The sequence below is a fragment of the Ruegeria sp. CG3 genome (assembly GCF_056537205.1).
This window is the reverse complement of record NZ_JBQFRC010000001.1, coordinates 423,313-443,120: the sequence shown is the minus strand read 5'-3', so window position 1 is coordinate 443,120 and position 19,808 is coordinate 423,313. Positions and strand designations below refer to the sequence as shown.

Below are 19,808 nucleotides of genomic sequence, written 5' to 3'. Positions count from 1 at the left end.
GTAGAGGACGTGCGTCTGATGGTACAGAACAACAAGGTATTGACCGTTTCCTACGGAACCTTCTCATGCACTTTGGAAGGCTTTGACGATTCCTTTGAGACGATGAAGGCGATTGCCGAATACTTCCGCGATCTTGCTGCGGATGACAGGTATTTCGGCTCCGAGCCTCCGCAACCAGACGCAGAAATGTTGACCCGTATCGCTCAGCGTGACGCTTCGCGCCGTGTGGAAGCCAAGCAGAACGACACCGGACTGCTGCTGCGCGCCACGGATGAAGCCCATGATGCGGCCCCGCAACAAACCGCACCCGCAGCCAGCACACCGGCGCCCGCCAGCCCTGATCTGAGCGTGGTCGACACGGCACCGGCGGCTGGTGCTGCCGCATTCTTTGCCGATGCCGAGCAGGTCGAATCCGCAGCCCCCCAAGGCGCCGACAGCATCGCCGCCAAGCTGCAGCGCATCCGCGCGGTCGTCTCGCACAATGACCAGACGCCCCCCGCCTACAGCGAAGACGAAGACAGCGGTTTTCTAGCGTCGCCCGAGCCCCAGATTGACGCCATCTCGGCCGCATTCGAAGCCGGAGCGCTCAGCCCCGACGATTTGGATGCAACCGAAGAGTTGACGCAGGAAGATGCTGAAGATGCTCCGGTAGAAGCCACACAACAGCCCACGGACCCGTTTGTCGACCTGGCCGAGGAAGAACCTCAGGCCGCGGTCGAATTCGAAGCGGCAGAAGAATTCCCGGCAGCACCGGAAGTTGAAGCGGAGGCTGAAGTTGAAGCGGAGGCTGATGAAGCTGCCGAGGATGCTCCGGAAGTTGAAGCTGATCTGGAAGAGGCTGAGGAAGCCGCGGCGGAAGAAACGTCCGAAGACGACCAGGCCGCCAGTGATGAAGAAGGCTCGTCCGAGATTCTCTTCGCGGATCTTGAAGAGGACACCGACTCGGAGCCCGAGGCTGACGACATCCTCAACATTCTGGGTGACCAGCCCGAAGATGCCGATGAGGAAGTCTCTGAACTCGCGGAAGACGGCGTCCTGACCGCCGAAGACGAAGAGAGCATCCTGGGTGAGATCTCGGAAATCGAGGCGGAAATGGATGCGCGCTCGAAACGCGACGCAAACAAGCCTCAGGACATGGACTCGGACGTGTTGCGCCTGATGGAGAAGGCCGACGCCCAAATGGACGACCCGGCCACTTCGGACAAGCGGGAAACTTATTCCCACCTGCGCACAGCTGTAGCAGCCACCGAAGCTGAAGGCGGCAAGGCCCGCGATGCGGATGAGGACGAAAACCAGAAATATCGTGGAGACCTGGCCTCGGTCGTCAGCCCCCGTCGCCCCGAAATCCATGTCACCAGCATGCGCCCCGAGTCGGATACGGCCGCGCCGCTCAAGCTGGTTGCCGAGCAGCGCATCGATACGCAGGACGCGGACGCCGGTCCGGTCACCCCACGCCGCGTGACCGCAGCACAAGACGACGACGCATCCGAAGAAGGCGGCTTTGCCCATTTCGCTCAGGAGCAGGGCGCACAATCCCTGCCCGACCTGCTGGAGGCGGCGGCGGCCTACCTGTCTTTCATCGAAGGTCAGGAGCAGTTCTCGCGTCCGCAGCTGATGAACAAGGTGCGGTCACTCAAGCAGGATGAGTTCAACCGCGAAGAAAGCTTGCGTTCGTTCGGCCAGCTTCTGCGCGATGGAAAGATCGAAAAAGCCGGCGGAGGGCGCTTTGCCGCCTCGAACCAGATCGGCTTCCGCCCCGACGACAAGCGCGCCGCGGGCTGACAAGCCCCCCCAACTGCCCAAGACAGGCCGGAGATCCTCTCCGGCCTTTTTTGCATTTTGCGTAAAAGCTCAGAACTTGAACGCCAACGCCACGTACGGGCCGGTCAGTATAAGGTCGACAACGTTGCGGCCGTCCTCAAAATCAACGCTCAGATGACGGTAGCCGGCTGCAACATCGATGGTCTCGGTCCAGCTCCAATTGGCTTGAACCAGGGCTTCCCACTGGAATTTCGACCCATAGCCAAAACCACCGATGTTGCCCATGGCCGCAAGTTTCCACCGCTCATTCAGCGCACGAGAGTATCGCGCCCCGACGATTGGATCTGTCCAGCTTTGGTCAGTGCTTGCCGTGAAACCGGCCACGGTTGTCGACAGATCAAGATCCCAATGGCGCAGCCCGCCCAGCACCTCAATCCGGGACTGGCTGTCCTCTGCCACCGCGTAGCTGCCCGCAAGCGAGGTCATGATCCCGTCCAGCTCCCAGCTCGCGGCGTTGCTGAATGGTCCGATGGAAACGGTGTCGCCCAAATTCAGATAGTTGAACTCGCCTCCGATCGTCCAACGCCCTTTCCGGGCCTCGCCCGCGATCAGGAAAGCACTGTTTAGAATGTCGAAGATGGATTTGCTGCCATCAACCGGAGGGTTCGGCCCAATATCCAGAGAGGTTCTGAAATCCGGTCCCCAGAGGTAAGGTGCAATGACGAACTCCCAATCATCAGCCCAGACGGCGCCTGAACTCAGGGTTGAGAGGCTGGTCAATGTGACCAAAACAGCATTTTTCATCAAGGATCCACCTGCCGAGTTGTGCTTACCGAAACTGTTTTTCGGACAAGCCTGTCACGTCGGCAGGTTTCTTACAACGGTCCGGTCTATTGCTCATCTTGATCCGGGTCTTCTTTGCCAACGCCACGAAACACAAATTTGAATGGCAGCGCCCACAGAACACCCAAAACCACATAGACCAGTAGTTCGACCAAGATTGATGGTCGGTCCAGCCAGTTCACGATGGTGACCACCGCCACAATGTACAGCGGCAGCCCCACCAGCAACAGAACCAGTGACCACCGCCTGCGGGCCTTGTAGCTGAGGCTGGGTTTGTCCGCGCCTGCCATCAGTCGGCAAACGGGTCGGTCACCAGGATGGTGTCGTCCCGCTCCGGGCTGGTAGACAGCAGCGCCACCGGGCATTCGATCAGTTCTTCCACCCGGCGGACATATTTGATGGCGTTTGCCGGCAAGTCTGCCCAGCTGCGCGCGCCTTCGGTGGACTCGCTCCAGCCCGGCAGTTCTTCATAGATCGGTGTGCACCGCGCCTGCTGATCCGCAGCCGTCGGCAAATAGTCCAAACGCTGGCCGTCCAGTTCGTAGGCGACACAGATTTTCAGCGTCTCGAACCCGTCCAGAACATCGAGCTTGGTCAGGGAAATGCCGTTGACGCCGCTTGTGGCGCAGGTTTGCCGCACGAGGCAGGCGTCAAACCAGCCGCAGCGCCGCTTGCGGCCTGTCGTGGTGCCGAATTCATGTCCGCGCTCTCCCAGTCGCTGCCCGTCGGCGTCGTGCAGTTCGGTCGGGAATGGGCCCTCGCCGACGCGAGTGGTATAGGCCTTGACGATACCCAAGACGAAGTCGATCGAGCCCGGGCCGATCCCCACGCCCGTCGCCGCTTGCCCTGCAATCACGTTCGACGAGGTCACAAACGGATACGTGCCGAAATCGATATCCAGCAAGGCTCCCTGAGCGCCTTCGAACAGGATGCGCTTGCCCGCTTTGCGCTTTTCGTTCAGCACTTTCCAGACGGGGGCCGCAAAAGGCAGGATCTGCGGCGCGATTTCCTTCAATTGGGCGATCAGTGCGTCACGATCCACGGCGTCGATACCCAAACCCTTGCGCAGCGGGTCGTGGTGTTGCAACGCCCTATCGACCCGGGCCTCGAGAGTCGCCTCATCCGCAAGATCGGCCACACGCACCGAGCGGCGACCGACCTTGTCTTCATAGGCCGGGCCGATCCCGCGTCCGGTCGTGCCAATCTTGGTGCCCTTGCTCGCTGCTTCCTCGCGTGCGCGGTCCAGCTCGCCGTGGATCGGTAGGATCAAGGGTGTGTTTTCGGCGATCATCAGCGTTTCAGGCGTAATCTCGACGCCTTGCGCACGGATCGTTTCGATCTCTCTCAGCAGATGCCAGGGATCCAGGACAACGCCGTTGCCGATCACGCTCAGCTTGCCACCACGCACCACACCAGACGGCAGTGCATGCAGCTTGTAGACCTCACCATCGATGACCAGCGTATGCCCGGCGTTGTGCCCGCCCTGAAAACGCGCGATCACGTCTGCCCGCTCGCTGAGCCAGTCGACGATCTTGCCTTTTCCTTCGTCACCCCATTGGGCGCCGACAACAACCACATTGGCCATATCCGGTCCTTTTTGCGCTGAATTACCAAACCCGGCTCATATAGCGGGGCGCAGGCAACAGGGAAACCGGTAATTCGCCGCAGCCACCAATCGCGCCGACGCGCAATGCTGTTGTCGGGGATCATGGCCACCGGACGGAGTCCGCGCCGCTGTTCATTTGGCTAAAAAGATGCCGGGATACCCCCCGGAACGGGCAGCACCTTGAAAGCCAACTTGCGCTACAGGCGTACCGGCATTCCGTGAGGCGTCTTCAGATACGCCTCCTCCCAAGCTGCGCGCATTTCGTGGACTTCTTCGGGCAATGCCGTTTCCTGCTCTGCCAAAACCGACTCGAGCGTTTCGAGCCAGGCCATGAAATAGTCATCGCCCCCGTCCAGCTCGCGGTTCAGCCCGTGGCGCCGCAAAGTCTCGGAGAACCGGGCGGCCCAATCGGTCCAGGAAATCCGACCGGCTTCGTTCAACGCCACCGTCACCGCAAACACCTGAGCGTGCCAGGGGTTCTCAAAAACCGGACTTGGGGCGTTGTGATCGGGACAGATGCTCATGCGGGTTCCAGATAGCTTTGCCAGAGATCCAGAATCACCTCGTCATCCGGGTGTTCGGGATTGGCCCACAGTTCCGACGCGGGAAAAGCAACGGCATAAAGCGGCTCGGGCGCTTCACCCAGACCATGCGCGCTGGAGTCCGGCAAGACATGTGTGCCGTGAAACCGCAAAATGCGTCCGGTCGCGCCCGCTCCGTATGCGGGCAGCCGCGTGTGTCCCCCTTCAACAAGACGATTGGCAGAAGGGCGCAGCGTGCGAACGGTCTGGCCGACCTCAAAAGCGACAGGGATGTTCGACGGGCGATCGGCCGGTCCACCTTTGGCCAGAACTCTGGCCACCGCATCTGCCGGCAGCTTTCGCGGAGCGAGTGGATGTGGCCCGTCAACGCCCTGCCCGCGCAGATCCTCGATCCGCAGAACCCCGGTCTCGACCAACAGGTCGGCCAGGGCCGAAATCCATTTCTCGTAATAGCTGTACAGGGCATAGTCCTTGGGGGACAGCCTTTCCCGCGCATGGCGCGAAGTGTCGATGTTCCATTGGCCCAACGCGCCCGCAGCCAGCGTCACGGCAAGGGCCCGCGCGTGCCAGTCTTCTGCGAAAACCGGCGCGTCCTCAGGCTCGGGGCGTACCGGCCCGTCACCGAACCGCCCGCCCATGTCGTGGACACGGGTCATGCCGACACCTTCGGCAAACCCGTGCCGATCATGCTGTCGCGCGTGACCAGCGCGGCCAAGTCCTCTTCGCTCAGACCGTCAGTGCCTTCTGGGCGCATGGGCAAGACCAGATACCGTATTTCGGCGGTCGAATCCCAGACACGAACTGCGGTACCCTTGGGCAGTTCAACTCCGAACTCAGCCAGGACGCGGCGCGGCTCGCGCACAGCTCGGGCGCGGTATGCGTCAGATTTGTACCAACCCGGGGGGATACCCAACAGCGGCCATGGGTAACAGCTGCACAAGGTGCAGACGACCATGTTGTGTGTCTGGGGAGTATTCTCGACCACGACCATATGTTCGCCCTGCCGGCCATAAAACCCCATCTCAGAGAGCGAAGGCGTAGCGTCGTCGAGCAGGGCGCGTTTGAACTCCGGGTCCGACCAAGCTTTGGCAACAACCTTCGCACCGTTCTGCGGACCGATCCGGTTCTGATAGGTGTCGATGATCTCGTCCAGAGCGGCCGGATCGATCAAACCCTTGCGGGTCAGGATCGTCTCAAGCGCTTTGACGCGCAAAGCGGGGTCCGGGGGCAGCAACGCGTGCGGGTGGTCGTGGTCGTCATGTGGCATGGCCGCAGCCTGAGCCAGGCACCGCCGGGTGTCCAGCCCCATTTGGCCTGTTCGGCACAATCCCCTGCGGTGATGGCAACTCGTGGCTTGCCCCCGGCCTCAAACTTGCTTAAGTACCCGGCGATACACGCCACGCCGCACAGGAACACCATGGAAAACGTCGTTCTCATCATCCACCTTCTTTTGGCTTTGGGCCTGATCGCCGTTGTTCTGCTGCAGCGGTCCGAAGGCGGTGGCCTGGGCATGGGTGGCGGCGGTGGTGGCGCCATTGCAGGACGTTCGGCAACGACGGCACTGGCAAAGGTGACCTGGATCCTTGCAGCCTGCTTCATCGTCACCTCGATCACCCTGACGATTCTTGCCGCGGAAAAATCGGCTGGAAGCTCGGTCATCGACCGACTTGGCGTTCCGGCTCAGGACGCGACCGAAGAGAGCACACCTGCTGTTCCCTCGGCCGAGGACCTGCTGCCGCCGGCGCAGGGCGACAACGCGCCGCTGATCCCACAGGCCGACTGATCCACAAAACCTAGAAATCTGAAAGAGAACCACAACAGCATCTTGCGGTTCTCTTGCGCTTTTTGCGCGAATCCTTTATACGTAAAGTCCCGTGATGCTGCGGTTTTTTCGAACCGCCGGGCAGTTGATATTGACGTCTCACGGGGGCAGCCGAAGAAACATGGCACGATTTATTTTCATCACTGGTGGTGTTGTTTCATCCTTGGGCAAAGGGCTGGCGTCCGCTGCTCTGGGTTCGCTTCTGCAGGCTCGGGGATACTCGGTTCGGCTGCGCAAGCTGGATCCCTACCTGAATGTCGATCCCGGCACGATGTCGCCGTTCGAACATGGTGAGGTTTTCGTCACCGACGACGGGGCCGAGACCGACCTGGACCTGGGACACTACGAGCGCTTCACGGGTGTTGCCGCACGAAAGACCGACTCGGTCAGTTCGGGGCGGATCTATTCAAACGTTCTGGAAAAGGAACGCCGCGGCGACTATCTGGGCAAGACCATTCAGGTGATCCCGCACGTGACCAACGAGATCAAGGACTTCATCGCCATCGGCGAGGATGAGGTCGATTTCATGCTGTGCGAGATCGGCGGCACCGTGGGCGACATCGAAGGCCTGCCCTTCTTTGAAGCCATCCGCCAGTTCAGCCAGGACAAACCGCGCGGCCAGTGCATTTTCATGCACCTGACCCTGTTGCCTTACATCAAGGCCTCTGGCGAGCTGAAGACCAAGCCCACCCAGCACTCGGTCAAGGAACTGCGCTCAATCGGCCTGGCGCCCGACATTCTGGTCTGCCGTTCCGAAGGACCGATCCCGCAGAAAGAGCGCGAAAAGCTGGCCCTGTTCTGCAACGTGCGCCCCGACGCGGTAATCGCCGCGCAGGATCTCTCGACCATTTACGACGCGCCGCTGGCCTATCACCGCGAAGGTCTCGATCAGGCCGTGCTTGACGCATTCCAGATCAGCCCGGCGCCCAAGCCAGACCTGTCGAAGTGGGAAGACGTCAGCGACCGAATCCACAACGCCGAGGGCGAAGTGAAGGTCGCGATCGTCGGAAAGTACACCCAGCTGGAAGACGCCTATAAGTCCATAGCCGAGGCGCTGACCCATGGCGGTATGGCCAATCGCGTCCGGGTCAAGGTTGAGTGGGTCGATGCCGAGATCTTCGACACCGAAGACCCCGGCCCGCATCTGGAAGGGTTCCATGCCATTCTGGTGCCGGGCGGTTTTGGCGAGCGCGGCACCGAAGGCAAGATCAAGGCTGCGCAATATGCCCGCGAACACAAGGTGCCGTATCTGGGCATCTGTCTGGGCATGCAGATGGCAGTGATCGAAGCCGCGCGCAACGTGGCCGGCATTTCCGGCGCGGGGTCCGAGGAATTCGACCACGAGGCCGGCAAAAAACGCTTTGAACCGGTGGTCTATCACCTCAAGGAATGGGTCCAGGGCAACGCCAAGATCGAACGCAAGGTTGGTGACGACAAGGGCGGCACCATGCGTCTGGGTGCCTACAACGCGGTTCTGACCGAAGGCTCGAAAGTGGCCGAGGTCTACGGCAGCACCCAGATCGAAGAACGACACCGCCACCGCTATGAGGTGGACACCAAGTATCGCGAACAGCTTGAGAAAGCTGGCCTTAACTTCTCGGGGATGTCACCCGATGGACGCCTGCCCGAGATCGTCGAATGGTCGGATCACCCGTGGTTCATCGGCGTGCAGTACCACCCGGAACTGAAATCCAAACCTTTCGATCCGCACCCGTTGTTCCGCGACTTCGTTCGCGCGGCCAAGGTCACGTCACGTCTGGTCTGAAGCGGACTGTACGGCTTGGTCTTGCTTTGCAAAGCGTTCCGGTTCAGTTTGAGCCGGAACGGACAAAAGGAGCAGACCGCGTGAGCAAAGGATACTGGGTGGCCCATGTCGATGTAGACGACATGGAGACCTACAAGACCTACATCGCTGCCAATGGCGAGGCGTTTGCCGAATACGGTGCCCGTTTTCTGGTACGCGGTGGAGATCGGCAGGTGCGGGAAGGCGCAGCGCGGGCGCGAACCGTCGTTATCGAATTTCCCAGCTACGAGGCCGCCCTGGCCTGCTATGACAGCGACCTGTACCAAAAGGCTAAAGCCTTGCGCGATCCTGTTTCATCCGGTGATCTGGTGATCATCGAAGGGTATGACGCCTAGCACTGACACGGTGACAGAAATACGGATTCCCCAATGCCACTGCTAAAGAACTTCCTGCAGGCTTTGCGCCCTCCTCAGCAGACCACGCTGCCGGACCCTGATGCGGAACTGGCGCTTGGCGCCTTGCTGGTGCGTGTCGCGCAGGCCGACCGCGACTACAAGATCGAGGAAATCAGCCTGATAGACCGCATCCTGGCACGGCTGTACCAGCACAACGCGATCGAGGCCGCCAAGGTCCGCGCCACCTGCGAGAAGCTGCACGCCGCAGCCCCCGACACGGATACGTTCGGCAAACTGATCCGCGAAACGACGGATTTGCACGAACGTCTGGCCGCGATGGAGGCCCTTTGGGAGGTTGTGCTGGCCGACGGCAATTCGGACGAGGGCGAGATCAAGATCGTCGAAGAAGCGCGTATCGCAATGGGCCTCAGCTACAATGACAGCCAGGCCGCGCGCGAACGGGTGCAAAGCCGCTTGGACGCGGGCTGAGTGACGGCTATATCTAGGCCATGTTCAACGCCTTCCTGTCCCGGCTGACCCAGCCGCAACCCGACCCACTGACCGATGACGACGCCCGGCTGGCCTTGGCCGCCCTGCTGGTTCGCCTTGCCCGGTCCGATGATGACTATGCCGATACCGAGATGTCGCGCATCGACAAGGTTCTGGCCGAGCGCTACGGCCTGTCCCCGTTTGAGGCCGCAGGGCTGCGCGCCCAGGCCGAAGATCTGGAGGCCGAGGCCCCTGATACCGTCCGCTTTACCCGTGCGATCAAGGATGCGGTGCCGTACGACCATCGCCTCGGCGTGGTTCAGGCGCTGTGGTCGGTGGCGCTGGCTGACGGTCAGCGCTCGCAGGACGAGGACTCGCTGCTGCGGCTGGTCGTCAGCCTCCTGGGCGTCAGCGACGTGGATTCAGCTCTAGCCCGGCAGAAGGCCGCCAAATCGTGACGGCGATGCTGGGCATGTACGACATGCCCGCATTGCAACCGGCCAACGATCGCTTTTGGAGTTTGATTCGCGCACATTTGGGCGAAGGTCCGAACCATCTGACCCGTGATCGCGATTTCTGGGAGATCTGGCAGGACCCTGACCTTGTCTTTGCCCAGACCTGCGGCATGCCTTATCGCACGCGCCTGCACGGCAAGGTGCATCTGGTCGGCACTCCAGATTATGACCTGCCGGGCTGTCCGCCAGGACACTACTGCTCGGTTTTCGTGGCCCGCGCTGAAGACGCGCGCGATCTGCCTGAACTGGCGGCCGGTTTTTTTGCTTTTAACGAGGCGCTATCCCAATCGGGTTGGGCCGCCCCGGTCACGCATCTGTCCGAACTGGGCCTTGCTCCGGCGCGCCTGCTGGAAACCGGTGGACACGCTTTGTCGGCGCAGGCCGTGGCCGATGGACATGCCGATTTCGCATCGCTGGACGCGCTGACATGGGTGCTGCTGCAAGAGCAGCATACCGATCTGGGCAAGCGCCTGCGCCCGGTGGAAAGCACGCGCCCCACCCCGGCGTTGCCCTACATCACCGCGATCAAGCGCGATCCGGGCCTGGTCGCCTCTGCGGTTCGCGCCGCGATCTCAGACCTTTCCCCGGCTGATCGGGCAGCGCTGCACATCCGCGGGTTGATCGACATTGCAGCTGATCTCTACCTGGCCGTTCCCAACCCGCCATCGCCTGCGGCTTTGCTGCCTGAAAGCTGACCAATTTGACCACTGACCGTGGCCGAATCGGAGGTTTCGGGACTTGAACTTGTCATTTGCGCATTGCATTGCTCTTGTTTTTCGGCCCTAGTACCGCACCAACGCAATCAACAACACCAGGACGACCCGTGACAGACAACACTCCCGTCATCGAGATCAAGAACCTGCACAAAAGCTTTGGCAATCTCGAAGTCCTCAAAGGAGTGGACATCACCGCCCATCGCGGCGACGTGGTGTCGCTGATCGGATCATCCGGGTCGGGCAAGTCCACCCTGCTGCGCTGTTGCAACCTGCTGGAAGACAGCCAGGAGGGCGAGATCCTGTTCAAAGGTGAGCCGGTGCGTTGGACCGGAACCCGCGATCACCGCCGCCCCGCCGATCCCAAACAGGTGCTGCGCATCCGTACCAACCTGTCGATGGTGTTCCAGCAGTTCAACCTTTGGGCCCACATGACCATCTTGCAGAACGTGATGGAAGCCCCGATCACCGTGCTGGGCCGTGACCGGCACGAGGTCGAGGACAGCGCCCGCAAATACCTGGACAAGGTTGGCATCGGCGACAAATGCGACGCCTATCCCGCGCAACTGTCGGGCGGCCAGCAACAGCGCGCCGCGATCGCGCGAGGCCTGTGCATGGAGCCCGAGGCGCTGCTGTTCGACGAGCCGACCTCGGCACTCGATCCCGAGCTGGAACAGGAAGTGATCAAGGTGATCAAGGATCTGGCCGCGGAAGGCCGCACCATGATCATCGTCACGCACGACATGCAGATGGCCGCCGACATCTCAAGCCACGTGGTGTTTCTGCACCAGGGCCTGATTGAAGAAGAAGGCTCGCCCGAAGATATTTTCACTGCTGCCGAATCCGAAAGGCTTCGGGGCTTTCTCTCCGCCACAAAGGCGGCATAAAATCAGGACAGAACCAAACAGGGGAGTTACCAATGAAAAACCTGATTCTGACCACTGCAGCGCTGGCGCTTGGCGCTGGTATGGCCATGGCCGACACGGTCCGCATGGGCACCGAGGGCGCCTATCCTCCGTACAACTTCATCAACGACGCCGGCGAGATCGACGGCTTCGAGCGTGAGGTCGGCGACGAGCTGTGCAAACGCGCCCAGCTGGAATGCGAATGGGTCAAGAACGACTGGGATTCGATCATTCCGAACCTGGTCTCGGGCAACTACGACACCATCATCGCGGGCATGTCGATCACGGCCGAGCGTGATGAGGTCATCGACTTCACCCAGGACTACTATCCGCCGACCGCTTCGGCCTATGTCGCAACCTCGGCGGATGCTGACGTGACCGGCGGCGTCGTCGCCGCACAGACCGCCACCATCCAGGCCGGCCACGTGGCCGAGTCGGGCGCAACTCTGGTTGAGTTCGCGACGCCCGAGGAAACCATCGCCGCCGTGCGCAACGGTGAGGCTGATGCCGTTCTGGCCGACCGCGACTACCTGGTGCCGCTGGTCGAGGAATCGAATGGCGAACTGGTCTTTGTCGGCGATCCGGTTCCGCTGGGCGGTGGCGTCGGCATGGGCCTGCGCGAAAGCGATGCCGAACTGCGCGGCAAGTTCGATGCCGCCATCACCTCGATGAAAGAGGACGGCACCCTGAACGAGATGCTGAAAAAGTGGTTTGGTGAAGACACCGCCACCTACGCACCTGACGGCTCGGTCGTCACCAACTAAGCATCCGGTCCTGCGGTTCGGCGCCACGCGCGCCGAACCCACCCCGGCCCGCGCCGGACCCGACGTTCGAAAGACGCCCCATGTTTTCCTACTGCGCTGATCCCGACACGCTCGGCACGTTCCGCTGGTTTTCATGCTATCTGACCAACGGCGTGCACTGGTCGTTCTACCTGTCGTTCATCAAGGTTCTGGCCTTGCTGGCGGTGACGGCCCCGGTGGCGTTGGCTTTCGGCTTTGCGGGGGCCATGGCGGCGCGGTCGCATGTCCCGCCACTCGGTTGGCTGGGCAAGGGCTATATCGCCATCGTGCGCGGTGTGCCCGACATTGCGTTTTTCCTGTTTTTCGTGATCGCCCTGGACCAGGGGTTCGAGTGGATGCGACATCAGGTGCTGTGTCCCGACTGGACCGATCCGATCCGCCAGGGCAACGATTTCCTCGTCTGCCCCCAGGCCAAGCTGCCGCTGGGCACCGCACCGGAATGGGTGCACGAAACCTACGGCTTTTTCCTGGCCGTCATCACCTTCTCGATCGTGTTTGGTGCCTTCGCCGCCAACGTGCTGTTCGGCGGCATGCGCGCCGTGCCGCTGGCGCAGCTTGAAACCGCCGAGGCCTATGGCATGACGCGCCGCCAGACCTTCTGGCGCATTCTCGTGCCGCAGATGTGGGTCTATGCCCTGCCCGGCCTGTCGAACCTGTGGATGGTGCTGATCAAGGCCACGCCGCTGCTGTTCCTGCTGGGGGTCGAAGACATCGTCTATTGGGCGCGCGAGCTGGGCGGCACCAAGACCTCGAAATTCACCGCCTATCCGCATGGCGACTGGCGCATGTGGTACTTCCTGTTCCTGCTGGTTTTCTACCTTGGCATGACCCGCGTTTCCGAGATCGGCCTCGAACGGCTGATGCGCCGCCTGTCGCATGGCCAGGCCACATCGGGCGGAGAGTTGCTGCGCAAGGAGACCACCGCATGAGCTGCCTGCAGACCATCCAGGACTACGGCCTGCGTTCGATCGGGTTTGGTGAGCGCCTGCTGCCGCGCAGCGATTTCACCCTGTGCGAACAGTTCACCCTGATCGGCTCAGGGATGATCTGGAACATCTATTTCGGCGTGATGGCACTGGCCACCGGGTTCTTCCTGGCCACGGCCGTGGCCCTTGGCAAGGCGTCCAGCCGCAAGTGGCTGCGCAAACCGTCCGAGTGGTTCATCTTCATCTTCCGCGGCTCGCCGCTGTTCATCCAGTTCTTCTTTGCGTACTTCCTGTTCCTGTCGCTCAAAAAGACCTACCCGATGTTCGACGCCTTCACCTCGGCCTGGCTGGGGGCGCTGATCGTGCTGTTCCTGAACACCGCCGCCTATTCGGGCGAGATCTTCTATGGCGCGCTGCGGTCGATCCCCAAGGGTGATATCGAGGCCGCCGATGCCTATGGCATGTCTGGCTGGTCGCGCTTCCGCCGGATCGTGTGGCCCACCATGCTGCGACTGGCCTGGCCCGCCTACACGAACGAGGCGATTTTCCTGTTCCATGCCACCACCCTGGTCTTCTTCTCGGCCTTTCCGGCCTGGCAGCAACGCGGGGACGCGCTGTACTATGCCAGCTATTTCGCCGACAAGACGTTCAACCCGTTCGTTCCCTACCCGATCTTGGCGTTCTATTTCATCCTGCTGACGCTGGTGATCGTGGGCGTGTTCGGCCTGATCAACAAGCGGCTGAACCGGCACCTGCCGGTGGCGCGCAAGGCCAAGATGCGGTTTCGCCTGAACCTGGCGCGCTGAGGCGCCGGGGCTCAGGCCATCCGCAACCGGCCCAGCATCGGGCAGTCCACCGACCCTTCGGCGCAGTTTGCCGTCAGCTCGCTTAGGGCGGCCTCCAGCCGTTGCAGCTCGGCGATCTTGCGGCGGACGCTGTCCATGTGGCGTTGGGCCAATGCACTGACCTCGGCACAATCGGCCGCGCCGCCCTCGGACAGGTCCAACAAGGCCTTTGCATCGCCCAGCGAAAACCCAAGGTCACGGCAGCGTTTCAGAAACCGCAACCGCCCCACATCCTGCGCGGAATACAGCCGCCGATTGTTGGCCGCCCGCGCCGGGCGCGGCACGATGCCTTCACGCTCGTAATACCGGATGGTTTCGATTCCCACGCCGCTTTGACGGGCCGCTTCACCGATCGCAATCATGTGACCTCGTTTCGCTTGATCCTGCAGTGGCTACAGGATTTATACCTCTGCCCACACGCTGCGGCAATGCTGCGGCCCCTGAATGACGGAGGAACAAAATGCGCGGATTTCTCGGCCTCAGCTTTGCCGGATCCCTGTCGGCCCTGGGCGTGGGCGCATGCTGCGTGCTGCCGATGACGATGATGTTGCTGGGCCTTGGCGGCAATTGGCTGGCCGTCTTTGGTCAGATCGCGGCGCTCAGCTACTATGTTCTGGCGGCCTCGACGGTGCTTATCGCGGTGGCGTGGCTGGTGGCCTATCGGCGCGACAAGATGCGCCATCTGAAATGGGGCTTGGCGGCCAGCACCGCGATGACCGCCCTCGCCTGGGTCGTCGTGTTCAACGAGGCCCGCATCAACGAATTTCTGATCCAACAGATGTGAGACCATGACAGACACGCCCGTAACGCTTGAAAGCACTCTGACCTGCCCCGCCTGCGGCCACGCGCAGACCGAGACCATGCCCACCGACGCCTGCCAGTGGTTTTATGAATGCAGCGCCTGTCACACGGTACTGAAACCCAAGCCGGGTGATTGCTGTGTCTATTGCTCGTACGGAACCGTAGCCTGCCCGCCCATTCAGCAAGGCGACAGCTGCTGCGGATAATTTGATCAAATATCGTGACAAGGGCATAAAGCTCGACTAGGTTTGCCGCAGCACAGCTACGGAGCCCCAGATGGACCTTGCCGCCCTGCATACATTTCGCGTCGCCGCCTGTGACCTGAACGGCCAGATGCGCGGCAAACGCGTGCCCCCGTCTTACGCCGACAAGCTGGACAGCGGCGCGGTGCGCATGCCGTTTTCGGCGCTGAACGTCGATCTGTGGGGCGCCGATATCGAGGGCAGCCCACTGGTGTTCGAAACCGGCGACGCCGATGGAGTGCTGCGCCCGACCGAGCGCGGCCCGGTGTCGATGCCCTGGCTGACCACACCCACGGCGCTGGTGCCGATGTGCCTGTACGACGATCACGGCACACCCTTTGCCGGCGATCCCCGCCATGCGCTGGCCGCGGTCCTGTCACGCTATGCCAAGCGCGGATGGAAAGTTGTTGCCGCGACCGAACTAGAATTCACCCTGCTTGATTCCTCGGACGCGCAACCAAAGCCCCCGCATAACCCGGTTACCGGTCGTCGGCTGCGCGGCGAGGCGGTGTTGTCGATGGCCGAAATGGACGCCTTCGACGCCTTCTTCACCGAGCTCTATGACGGGTGCGCCGAAATGGGGATTCCCGCCCAGACGGCAATTTCCGAAAGCGGTATCGGCCAGTTCGAGATCAACCTGAACCATCAGGACGCCATGCGCTGCGCCGATGATACGTGGCTTTTCAAGGCATTGACCCGTGGGCTGGCCCGCAAGCATGGCTTTACCGCAACCTTCATGGCCAAACCCTATGCTGATGATGCGGGGAACGGGATGCATGTGCATTTCTCGGTGCTGGATGGCCAGGGCCGCAACGTCTTTGACAATGGCGGGCGTGAAGGGACCGAAATCCTGCGCTCTGCCGTCGCCGGCTGTCTGGCCGCCATGCCCGGCAGCACGCTGATCTTTGCTCCGCATGGCAATTCGTACACGCGACTCGTGCCCGGTGCCCATGCCCCCACAGGCGCGGCCTGGGCCTATGAGAACCGGACCGCCGCGATCCGCATTCCGGGCGGTGCGCCCGCCGCCCGCCGGATCGAGCACCGCGTGGCCGGCGGCGACATCAACCCCTATCTGATGCTGGCCGCGGTTCTGGGCGCGGCTCTGATCGGCATCGAGGACGGCCTTCAACCCCCGCCCCCGATCACGGGAAATGCCTACGAGATCGAAGGGCTTCCGCAATTGGCAGGGGACTGGGATTCGGCCATTTCGGCATTCGAGACGGACCCGATCATCGCGCGCATCTTCTCCGGGGATCTGATCCGAAACATGGTGATGACCAAAAGGCAGGAATCCGCACGCTTTGCCGACATGGACCCCGACAGTCACTGGTTGAGCTATCTGGAGTCCGTATGATCCTCTTGCCCGTGGATCGAGACTCGGGTAGATTGAATTTGATCAAATTTGGTGACTCATGAAAATCGGCATACTGCAGACCGGCCACGCGCCCGAACCGCTGGAACGATCGTTCGGCGACTACGACCTGATGTTTCAACAGCTTCTGGACGGCAACGATTTCGAGTTCGTGACCTATGCGGTGGTGGATGATGTGTTCCCCGACAGCGCAAGCGACTGCGGTGGATGGGTGATTACCGGCTCGCGGCATGGCGCCTACGAAGATCATCCTTGGATCCCCAAGCTCGAGCAACTGATCCGCGAGATCCAAGCGGCACGGAAACCGTTGATCGGGGTCTGTTTCGGCCACCAGATCATCGCTCAGGCGTTGGGCGGCAAGGTTGAAAAGTTCGACAAGGGTTGGGCGATCGGACGCACGGAGTATGACTATGACGGGCGCAAGGTTTCGTTGAACGCATGGCACCAGGATCAGGTGACGGCCTTGCCCGACGGCGCCCAGCTATTGGGTAGCAACGCGTTCTGCAAGAACGCGATGGTTGCCTACGGGGACACGATTTGGACGGTGCAGGCACATCCCGAATACTCCAACGATTTCATTCAGGGCCTCATGGAGACACGCGGTAAAGGCGTGGTGCCCGACGCCCTGATGGACGACGCAAAAACCCGATGGAACGCTCCGGATGACAACGCCAATATCGGGCGTTTCATGGCAGAGTTCCTGAAGAAAGAGAGGGCCTGATGGCCGACTGGACAGACCAACTTCCACAAGCAGCACGGGATTACATCGACGGGCACCGGCTGGACGAGGTCGAGTGCATCATCTCGGACCTGCCGGGGATTGCCCGCGGCAAGGCGGTTCCGGCATCGAAATTCGCCAAGCAGGCCTATTTCCATCTACCCGACAGCATTTTCTACCAAACCATCACTGGTGACTGGGGCGAGGCCGCGGGCGAGGATGGGTTCATCGAACGCGACATGATCCTCAAGCCCGATTTCAGCACGGCCTCGGCGGCACCGTGGACCGGTGACTGGACCCTTCAGGTGATCCATGACGCCTATGACCGCGACGGCGATCCGATTCCGTTCAGCCCGCGCAACGTGCTGAAACGCGTTGTCCAGCTGTACAAGGACAAAGGGTGGAAACCGGTTGTCGCGCCCGAGATGGAGTTCTTTCTGGTTGCCCGCAACGTGGACCCGGCCAAGGGGATCGAGCCGATGATGGGCCGCTCGGGCCGTCCGGCTGCCGCGCGGCAGGCCTATTCCATGACCGCCGTGGATGAATTCGGCCCCGTGATCGACGACATCTACGATTTCGCCGAGGCGCAAGGGTTCGAGATCGACGGCATCACCCAGGAGGGCGGCGCCGGTCAGCTTGAGATCAACCTACGCCATGGCGATCCGGTCAAGCTGGCCGACGAGGTGTTTTATTTCAAACGCCTGATCCGCGAGGCCGCGTTGCGTCACAACTGCTTTGCCACCTTCATGGCCAAACCGATCGAGGACGAGCCGGGATCGGCCATGCACATCCATCACTCGATCATCGACATGGAGACGGGCAAGAACCTGTTCTCGGGGCCTCAGGGCGGCGAGACGGACGCGTTCTACAACTTCATCGCCGGTCTGCAGCTGCACCTGCCCGCCGGGCTGGCGGTGATGGCGCCCTACGTCAACTCGTACCGGCGCTACGTCAAGGACCATGCCGCCCCGATCAACCTGGAATGGGCGCGCGACAATCGCACCACGGGGATACGTGTGCCGCTATCGGGTCCCGACAGCCGCCGGGTGGAAAACCGCATCGCCGGGATGGATTGCAACCCCTATCTGGGCATCGCCGTGTCGCTGGCCTGTGGCTATCTTGGTCTGGTCAATCAGGACCGCCCGCGCCGTCAGTTCTATGGCGACGCTTACGAAGGTGACGGCGACATCCCGCAGGTCATGGGCAACGCGCTGGATCTGTTCGACGAGGCCGAAGCCTTGCATCAGGTTCTGGGCCCCGAGTTCGCACGGGTCTACAGCATCGTAAAACGCGCCGAGTACGAGGAGTTCCTGCAGGTGATTTCGCCGTGGGAGCGTGAACACCTGCTGCTGAACGTCTGAGCCATGTGCGCCATGAACCTGCTGTACAGCAATGACAAACGCGGCACCTACCCGCCCAGCTGGTATGCCGCCACCGCGCACCCGCGAACCCCGACCGAGCCGCTGCGCGGCGATGTCACTGCCGACGTTTGTGTCGTGGGTGGAGGGTATACGGGCCTTTCGACCGCGCTGCACCTGGCCGAGGCCGGTTTCAGGGTGGTCCTGCTTGAAGCGCATCGCGTGGGTTTCGGCGCCTCGGGGCGCAACGGCGGGCAACTGGGCAGCGCCCAGCGCATGGATCAGGAGGACCTGGAAAAGCTGGTCGGGCGCGACGACGCGGCCAAGCTGTGGGATCTGGCCGAAGACGCAAAGACGCTGACCAAATCCCTGATCGAACGCTACGGCATCGATTGCGACTTGAAACCGGGCATCGCCACACTGGGCTTCAGCGACGGCGAACGGGGCGAATTGCACGCCCACGCCAAGCACCTGAAAACCGCCTACGGCTATGACCAATTCGAGCTGCTGGATGCCGAAGCCGGGCGCGTGCTTTGCCCCTCGCCGGCCTATGCAGGCGGATATCTGGACATGGGCGCGGCCCATCTGCACCCGTTGAACTATGCGCTGGGTCTGGCCGAGGCCGCCTTGGCCGCCGGCCTGACGCTACACGAAAACACCGAGGTTCTGGGCATCGAGGAAGGCCCACGCGTCACCGTTCGCACCGAACATGGCTCGGTCACAGCCGACCATCTGGTTCTGGCCTGCAATGGCTATCTGGGGAACTTGAACCGCAAGGTCGCCGCGCGGGTCATGCCAATCAACAATTTCATCGCCGCGACCGAGCCGCTGGGTGCCGAGGCCGCAAAGGTTCTGACGCAGGACGTAGCCGTTGCCGACACGAAATTCGTGGTGAACTATTTCCGCCTCAGCGCCGATGGGCGGCTGTTGTTTGGCGGTGGCGAGAGCTATGGATATCGCTTTCCATCCGACATCGCCGCCAAGGTCCACAAACCGATGACCGAGATCTTTCCACATCTGCGCGACGTTCGGATCGACTATGCTTGGGGCGGCACGCTGGCCATCACCATGCGGCGAATGCCCTACCTGACACGCCTGGCGCCGAACATCCTGTCGGCCTCGGGCTATTCCGGTCATGGGGTCGGCACTGCGACCCATGCCGGACAGTTGATGGCGCTGGCCATCCAGGGCCAGGCCGAAGGGTTCGACACGATGGCCCGCGTGCCCGCTCTGCCCTTCCCCGGAGGCTCGGCCCTGCGCAGCCCTCTGCTGGTGCTGGCGATGACTTGGTATGCCCTGCGTGATCGGCTGGGCTTTTGACCCACCACTTGTGACGGTTCGGTGAAATTTCGCCCAGCAGGCGAATGAAGGCTTGGTTTGCTCAGCTTTTCATTTTATCTTTTCCAAA

At 61.8% G+C, this 19,808-nt stretch carries 24 protein-coding genes; 17 read left to right on the top strand and 7 right to left on the bottom strand.

What is annotated here, in order from left to right:
* Window positions 1-18: 18 nt before the first annotated feature.
* A complete protein-coding gene (locus ACR0NB_RS02200) occupies window positions 19-1,782 on the top strand; it encodes a hypothetical protein (protein WP_480774824.1) in 1,764 nt (587 codons plus the stop codon).
* Between the two features lie 69 nt (window positions 1,783-1,851).
* Here the strand turns inward: ACR0NB_RS02200 and ACR0NB_RS02195 are convergent, their stop codons facing one another.
* From ACR0NB_RS02195 to nthA, 6 genes are all read right to left on the bottom strand, one after another.
* Complete coding sequence (locus ACR0NB_RS02195) at window positions 1,852-2,565, bottom strand: porin family protein (RefSeq protein WP_480774823.1); 714 nt, start codon at window positions 2,563-2,565, stop codon at window positions 1,852-1,854.
* Window positions 2,566-2,651: 86 nt separating this feature from the next.
* Window positions 2,652-2,894, bottom strand: a complete 243-nt coding sequence (locus ACR0NB_RS02190) for a DUF2842 domain-containing protein (protein ID WP_480774822.1) — start codon at window positions 2,892-2,894, stop codon at window positions 2,652-2,654.
* A complete protein-coding gene (locus ACR0NB_RS02185; RefSeq protein WP_480774821.1) occupies window positions 2,894-4,189 on the bottom strand; it encodes an adenylosuccinate synthase in 1,296 nt (431 codons plus the stop codon). Before ACR0NB_RS02185 ends, ACR0NB_RS02190 begins: the two co-directional genes overlap by 1 nt.
* A 218-nt stretch (window positions 4,190-4,407) precedes the next feature.
* The gene (locus tag ACR0NB_RS02180) at window positions 4,408-4,734 is read right to left on the bottom strand and encodes a nitrile hydratase accessory protein (RefSeq protein WP_170363116.1); all 327 of its coding nucleotides are present in this window, start codon (window positions 4,732-4,734) and stop codon (window positions 4,408-4,410) included.
* A complete protein-coding gene (nthB, locus tag ACR0NB_RS02175) occupies window positions 4,731-5,408 on the bottom strand; it encodes a nitrile hydratase subunit beta (protein ID WP_480774820.1) in 678 nt (225 codons plus the stop codon). Before nthB ends, ACR0NB_RS02180 begins: the two co-directional genes overlap by 4 nt.
* Window positions 5,405-6,019, bottom strand: coding sequence for a nitrile hydratase subunit alpha (gene nthA / locus ACR0NB_RS02170; protein ID WP_480774819.1), 615 nt, complete (start codon window positions 6,017-6,019; stop codon window positions 5,405-5,407). The genes nthB and nthA overlap by 4 nt, the downstream gene beginning before the upstream one ends.
* A gap of 150 nt (window positions 6,020-6,169) precedes the next feature.
* Here nthA and secG point away from each other — a divergent pair, with 150 nt between their 5' ends.
* The 10 genes from secG to ACR0NB_RS02120 all read left to right on the top strand — a co-directional run bounded on the left by secG (window position 6,170) and on the right by ACR0NB_RS02120 (window position 13,870).
* A complete protein-coding gene (gene secG, locus ACR0NB_RS02165; RefSeq protein ID WP_093962537.1) occupies window positions 6,170-6,535 on the top strand; it encodes a preprotein translocase subunit SecG in 366 nt (121 codons plus the stop codon).
* A gap of 160 nt (window positions 6,536-6,695) precedes the next feature.
* Entirely contained in the window at window positions 6,696-8,339 is a 1,644-nt protein-coding gene (locus ACR0NB_RS02160) for a CTP synthase (RefSeq protein ID WP_480774818.1), read from the top strand.
* Window positions 8,340-8,419: 80 nt separating this feature from the next.
* Complete coding sequence (locus ACR0NB_RS02155; RefSeq protein WP_170337844.1) at window positions 8,420-8,713, top strand: DUF1330 domain-containing protein; 294 nt, start codon at window positions 8,420-8,422, stop codon at window positions 8,711-8,713.
* Window positions 8,714-8,752: 39 nt separating this feature from the next.
* Window positions 8,753-9,202, top strand: coding sequence for a tellurite resistance TerB family protein (locus ACR0NB_RS02150; RefSeq protein WP_170340012.1), 450 nt, complete (start codon window positions 8,753-8,755; stop codon window positions 9,200-9,202).
* 20 nt (window positions 9,203-9,222) lie between these two features.
* Window positions 9,223-9,660 (top strand): tellurite resistance TerB family protein, encoded by a 438-nt coding sequence (locus ACR0NB_RS02145; protein WP_093962539.1) that lies wholly within the window; start codon window positions 9,223-9,225, stop codon window positions 9,658-9,660.
* Window positions 9,657-10,412: a phosphate/phosphite/phosphonate ABC transporter substrate-binding protein gene (locus tag ACR0NB_RS02140; RefSeq protein WP_480774817.1), complete on the top strand. Its 756-nt coding sequence runs from the start codon at window positions 9,657-9,659 to the stop codon at window positions 10,410-10,412. The genes ACR0NB_RS02145 and ACR0NB_RS02140 overlap by 4 nt, the downstream gene beginning before the upstream one ends.
* A 128-nt stretch (window positions 10,413-10,540) precedes the next feature.
* Window positions 10,541-11,317, top strand: coding sequence for an ABC transporter ATP-binding protein (locus tag ACR0NB_RS02135; RefSeq protein ID WP_480774816.1), 777 nt, complete (start codon window positions 10,541-10,543; stop codon window positions 11,315-11,317).
* Between the two features lie 32 nt (window positions 11,318-11,349).
* On the top strand, window positions 11,350-12,099 hold the full coding sequence (locus tag ACR0NB_RS02130) for a transporter substrate-binding domain-containing protein (RefSeq protein ID WP_093962541.1): 750 nt from the start codon (window positions 11,350-11,352) through the stop codon (window positions 12,097-12,099).
* An 80-nt stretch (window positions 12,100-12,179) separates the two neighbouring features.
* Window positions 12,180-13,067, top strand: a complete 888-nt coding sequence (locus ACR0NB_RS02125; protein WP_170358530.1) for an ABC transporter permease — start codon at window positions 12,180-12,182, stop codon at window positions 13,065-13,067.
* Window positions 13,064-13,870 (top strand): ABC transporter permease, encoded by an 807-nt coding sequence (locus ACR0NB_RS02120; RefSeq protein WP_170358529.1) that lies wholly within the window; start codon window positions 13,064-13,066, stop codon window positions 13,868-13,870. Before ACR0NB_RS02125 ends, ACR0NB_RS02120 begins: the two co-directional genes overlap by 4 nt.
* Window positions 13,871-13,881: 11 nt before the next feature.
* On the opposite strand, the gene ACR0NB_RS02115 is transcribed toward ACR0NB_RS02120, so the two are convergent.
* Window positions 13,882-14,271: a MerR family transcriptional regulator gene (locus tag ACR0NB_RS02115; protein WP_480774815.1), complete on the bottom strand. Its 390-nt coding sequence runs from the start codon at window positions 14,269-14,271 to the stop codon at window positions 13,882-13,884.
* Window positions 14,272-14,369: 98 nt separating this feature from the next.
* Between ACR0NB_RS02115 and ACR0NB_RS02110 the strand changes: the two genes are divergently transcribed.
* The 6 genes from ACR0NB_RS02110 (at window position 14,370) to ACR0NB_RS02085 (ending at window position 19,720) form a co-directional block, all read left to right on the top strand.
* Window positions 14,370-14,693 carry a hypothetical protein gene (locus tag ACR0NB_RS02110; RefSeq protein WP_170443229.1) on the top strand — a complete coding sequence of 108 codons (324 nt, stop codon included), beginning with the start codon at window positions 14,370-14,372 and terminating at the stop codon, window positions 14,691-14,693.
* A 4-nt stretch (window positions 14,694-14,697) separates the two neighbouring features.
* Window positions 14,698-14,916 (top strand): GDCCVxC domain-containing (seleno)protein, encoded by a 219-nt coding sequence (locus ACR0NB_RS02105; protein WP_170358525.1) that lies wholly within the window; start codon window positions 14,698-14,700, stop codon window positions 14,914-14,916.
* 70 nt (window positions 14,917-14,986) lie between these two features.
* Entirely contained in the window at window positions 14,987-16,306 is a 1,320-nt protein-coding gene (locus tag ACR0NB_RS02100) for a glutamine synthetase family protein (RefSeq protein WP_480774814.1), read from the top strand.
* A gap of 58 nt (window positions 16,307-16,364) precedes the next feature.
* Window positions 16,365-17,045: a type 1 glutamine amidotransferase gene (locus tag ACR0NB_RS02095; protein WP_480774813.1), complete on the top strand. Its 681-nt coding sequence runs from the start codon at window positions 16,365-16,367 to the stop codon at window positions 17,043-17,045.
* A complete protein-coding gene (locus tag ACR0NB_RS02090) occupies window positions 17,045-18,403 on the top strand; it encodes a glutamine synthetase family protein (protein WP_170368725.1) in 1,359 nt (452 codons plus the stop codon). The genes ACR0NB_RS02095 and ACR0NB_RS02090 overlap by 1 nt, the downstream gene beginning before the upstream one ends.
* A gap of 12 nt (window positions 18,404-18,415) precedes the next feature.
* Window positions 18,416-19,720: an NAD(P)/FAD-dependent oxidoreductase gene (locus ACR0NB_RS02085; RefSeq protein ID WP_480774812.1), complete on the top strand. Its 1,305-nt coding sequence runs from the start codon at window positions 18,416-18,418 to the stop codon at window positions 19,718-19,720.
* The last annotated feature ends 88 nt before the right edge of the window (window positions 19,721-19,808 follow it).

Excerpts from the sequence above, each read along its gene's own strand:
- ACR0NB_RS02200 (WP_480774824.1), top strand. The coding sequence starts at position 19 with ATGGTACAGAACAACAAGGTATTGACCGTTTCCTACGGAACCTTCTCA.
- ACR0NB_RS02195 (WP_480774823.1), bottom strand. The coding sequence starts at position 2,565 with ATGAAAAATGCTGTTTTGGTCACATTGACCAGCCTCTCAACCCTGAGT.
- ACR0NB_RS02190 (WP_480774822.1), bottom strand. The coding sequence starts at position 2,894 with ATGGCAGGCGCGGACAAACCCAGCCTCAGCTACAAGGCCCGCAGGCGG.
- ACR0NB_RS02185 (WP_480774821.1), bottom strand. The coding sequence starts at position 4,189 with ATGGCCAATGTGGTTGTTGTCGGCGCCCAATGGGGTGACGAAGGAAAA.
- ACR0NB_RS02180 (WP_170363116.1), bottom strand. The coding sequence starts at position 4,734 with ATGAGCATCTGTCCCGATCACAACGCCCCAAGTCCGGTTTTTGAGAAC.
- nthB (WP_480774820.1), bottom strand. The coding sequence starts at position 5,408 with ATGACCCGTGTCCACGACATGGGCGGGCGGTTCGGTGACGGGCCGGTA.
- nthA (WP_480774819.1), bottom strand. The coding sequence starts at position 6,019 with ATGCCACATGACGACCACGACCACCCGCACGCGTTGCTGCCCCCGGAC.
- secG (WP_093962537.1), top strand. The coding sequence starts at position 6,170 with ATGGAAAACGTCGTTCTCATCATCCACCTTCTTTTGGCTTTGGGCCTG.
- ACR0NB_RS02160 (WP_480774818.1), top strand. The coding sequence starts at position 6,696 with ATGGCACGATTTATTTTCATCACTGGTGGTGTTGTTTCATCCTTGGGC.
- ACR0NB_RS02145 (WP_093962539.1), top strand. The coding sequence starts at position 9,223 with ATGTTCAACGCCTTCCTGTCCCGGCTGACCCAGCCGCAACCCGACCCA.
- ACR0NB_RS02130 (WP_093962541.1), top strand. The coding sequence starts at position 11,350 with ATGAAAAACCTGATTCTGACCACTGCAGCGCTGGCGCTTGGCGCTGGT.
- ACR0NB_RS02125 (WP_170358530.1), top strand. The coding sequence starts at position 12,180 with ATGTTTTCCTACTGCGCTGATCCCGACACGCTCGGCACGTTCCGCTGG.
- ACR0NB_RS02120 (WP_170358529.1), top strand. The coding sequence starts at position 13,064 with ATGAGCTGCCTGCAGACCATCCAGGACTACGGCCTGCGTTCGATCGGG.
- ACR0NB_RS02115 (WP_480774815.1), bottom strand. The coding sequence starts at position 14,271 with ATGATTGCGATCGGTGAAGCGGCCCGTCAAAGCGGCGTGGGAATCGAA.
- ACR0NB_RS02110 (WP_170443229.1), top strand. The coding sequence starts at position 14,370 with ATGCGCGGATTTCTCGGCCTCAGCTTTGCCGGATCCCTGTCGGCCCTG.
- ACR0NB_RS02105 (WP_170358525.1), top strand. The coding sequence starts at position 14,698 with ATGACAGACACGCCCGTAACGCTTGAAAGCACTCTGACCTGCCCCGCC.
- ACR0NB_RS02100 (WP_480774814.1), top strand. The coding sequence starts at position 14,987 with ATGGACCTTGCCGCCCTGCATACATTTCGCGTCGCCGCCTGTGACCTG.
- ACR0NB_RS02095 (WP_480774813.1), top strand. The coding sequence starts at position 16,365 with ATGAAAATCGGCATACTGCAGACCGGCCACGCGCCCGAACCGCTGGAA.
- ACR0NB_RS02090 (WP_170368725.1), top strand. The coding sequence starts at position 17,045 with ATGGCCGACTGGACAGACCAACTTCCACAAGCAGCACGGGATTACATC.
- ACR0NB_RS02085 (WP_480774812.1), top strand. The coding sequence starts at position 18,416 with ATGAACCTGCTGTACAGCAATGACAAACGCGGCACCTACCCGCCCAGC.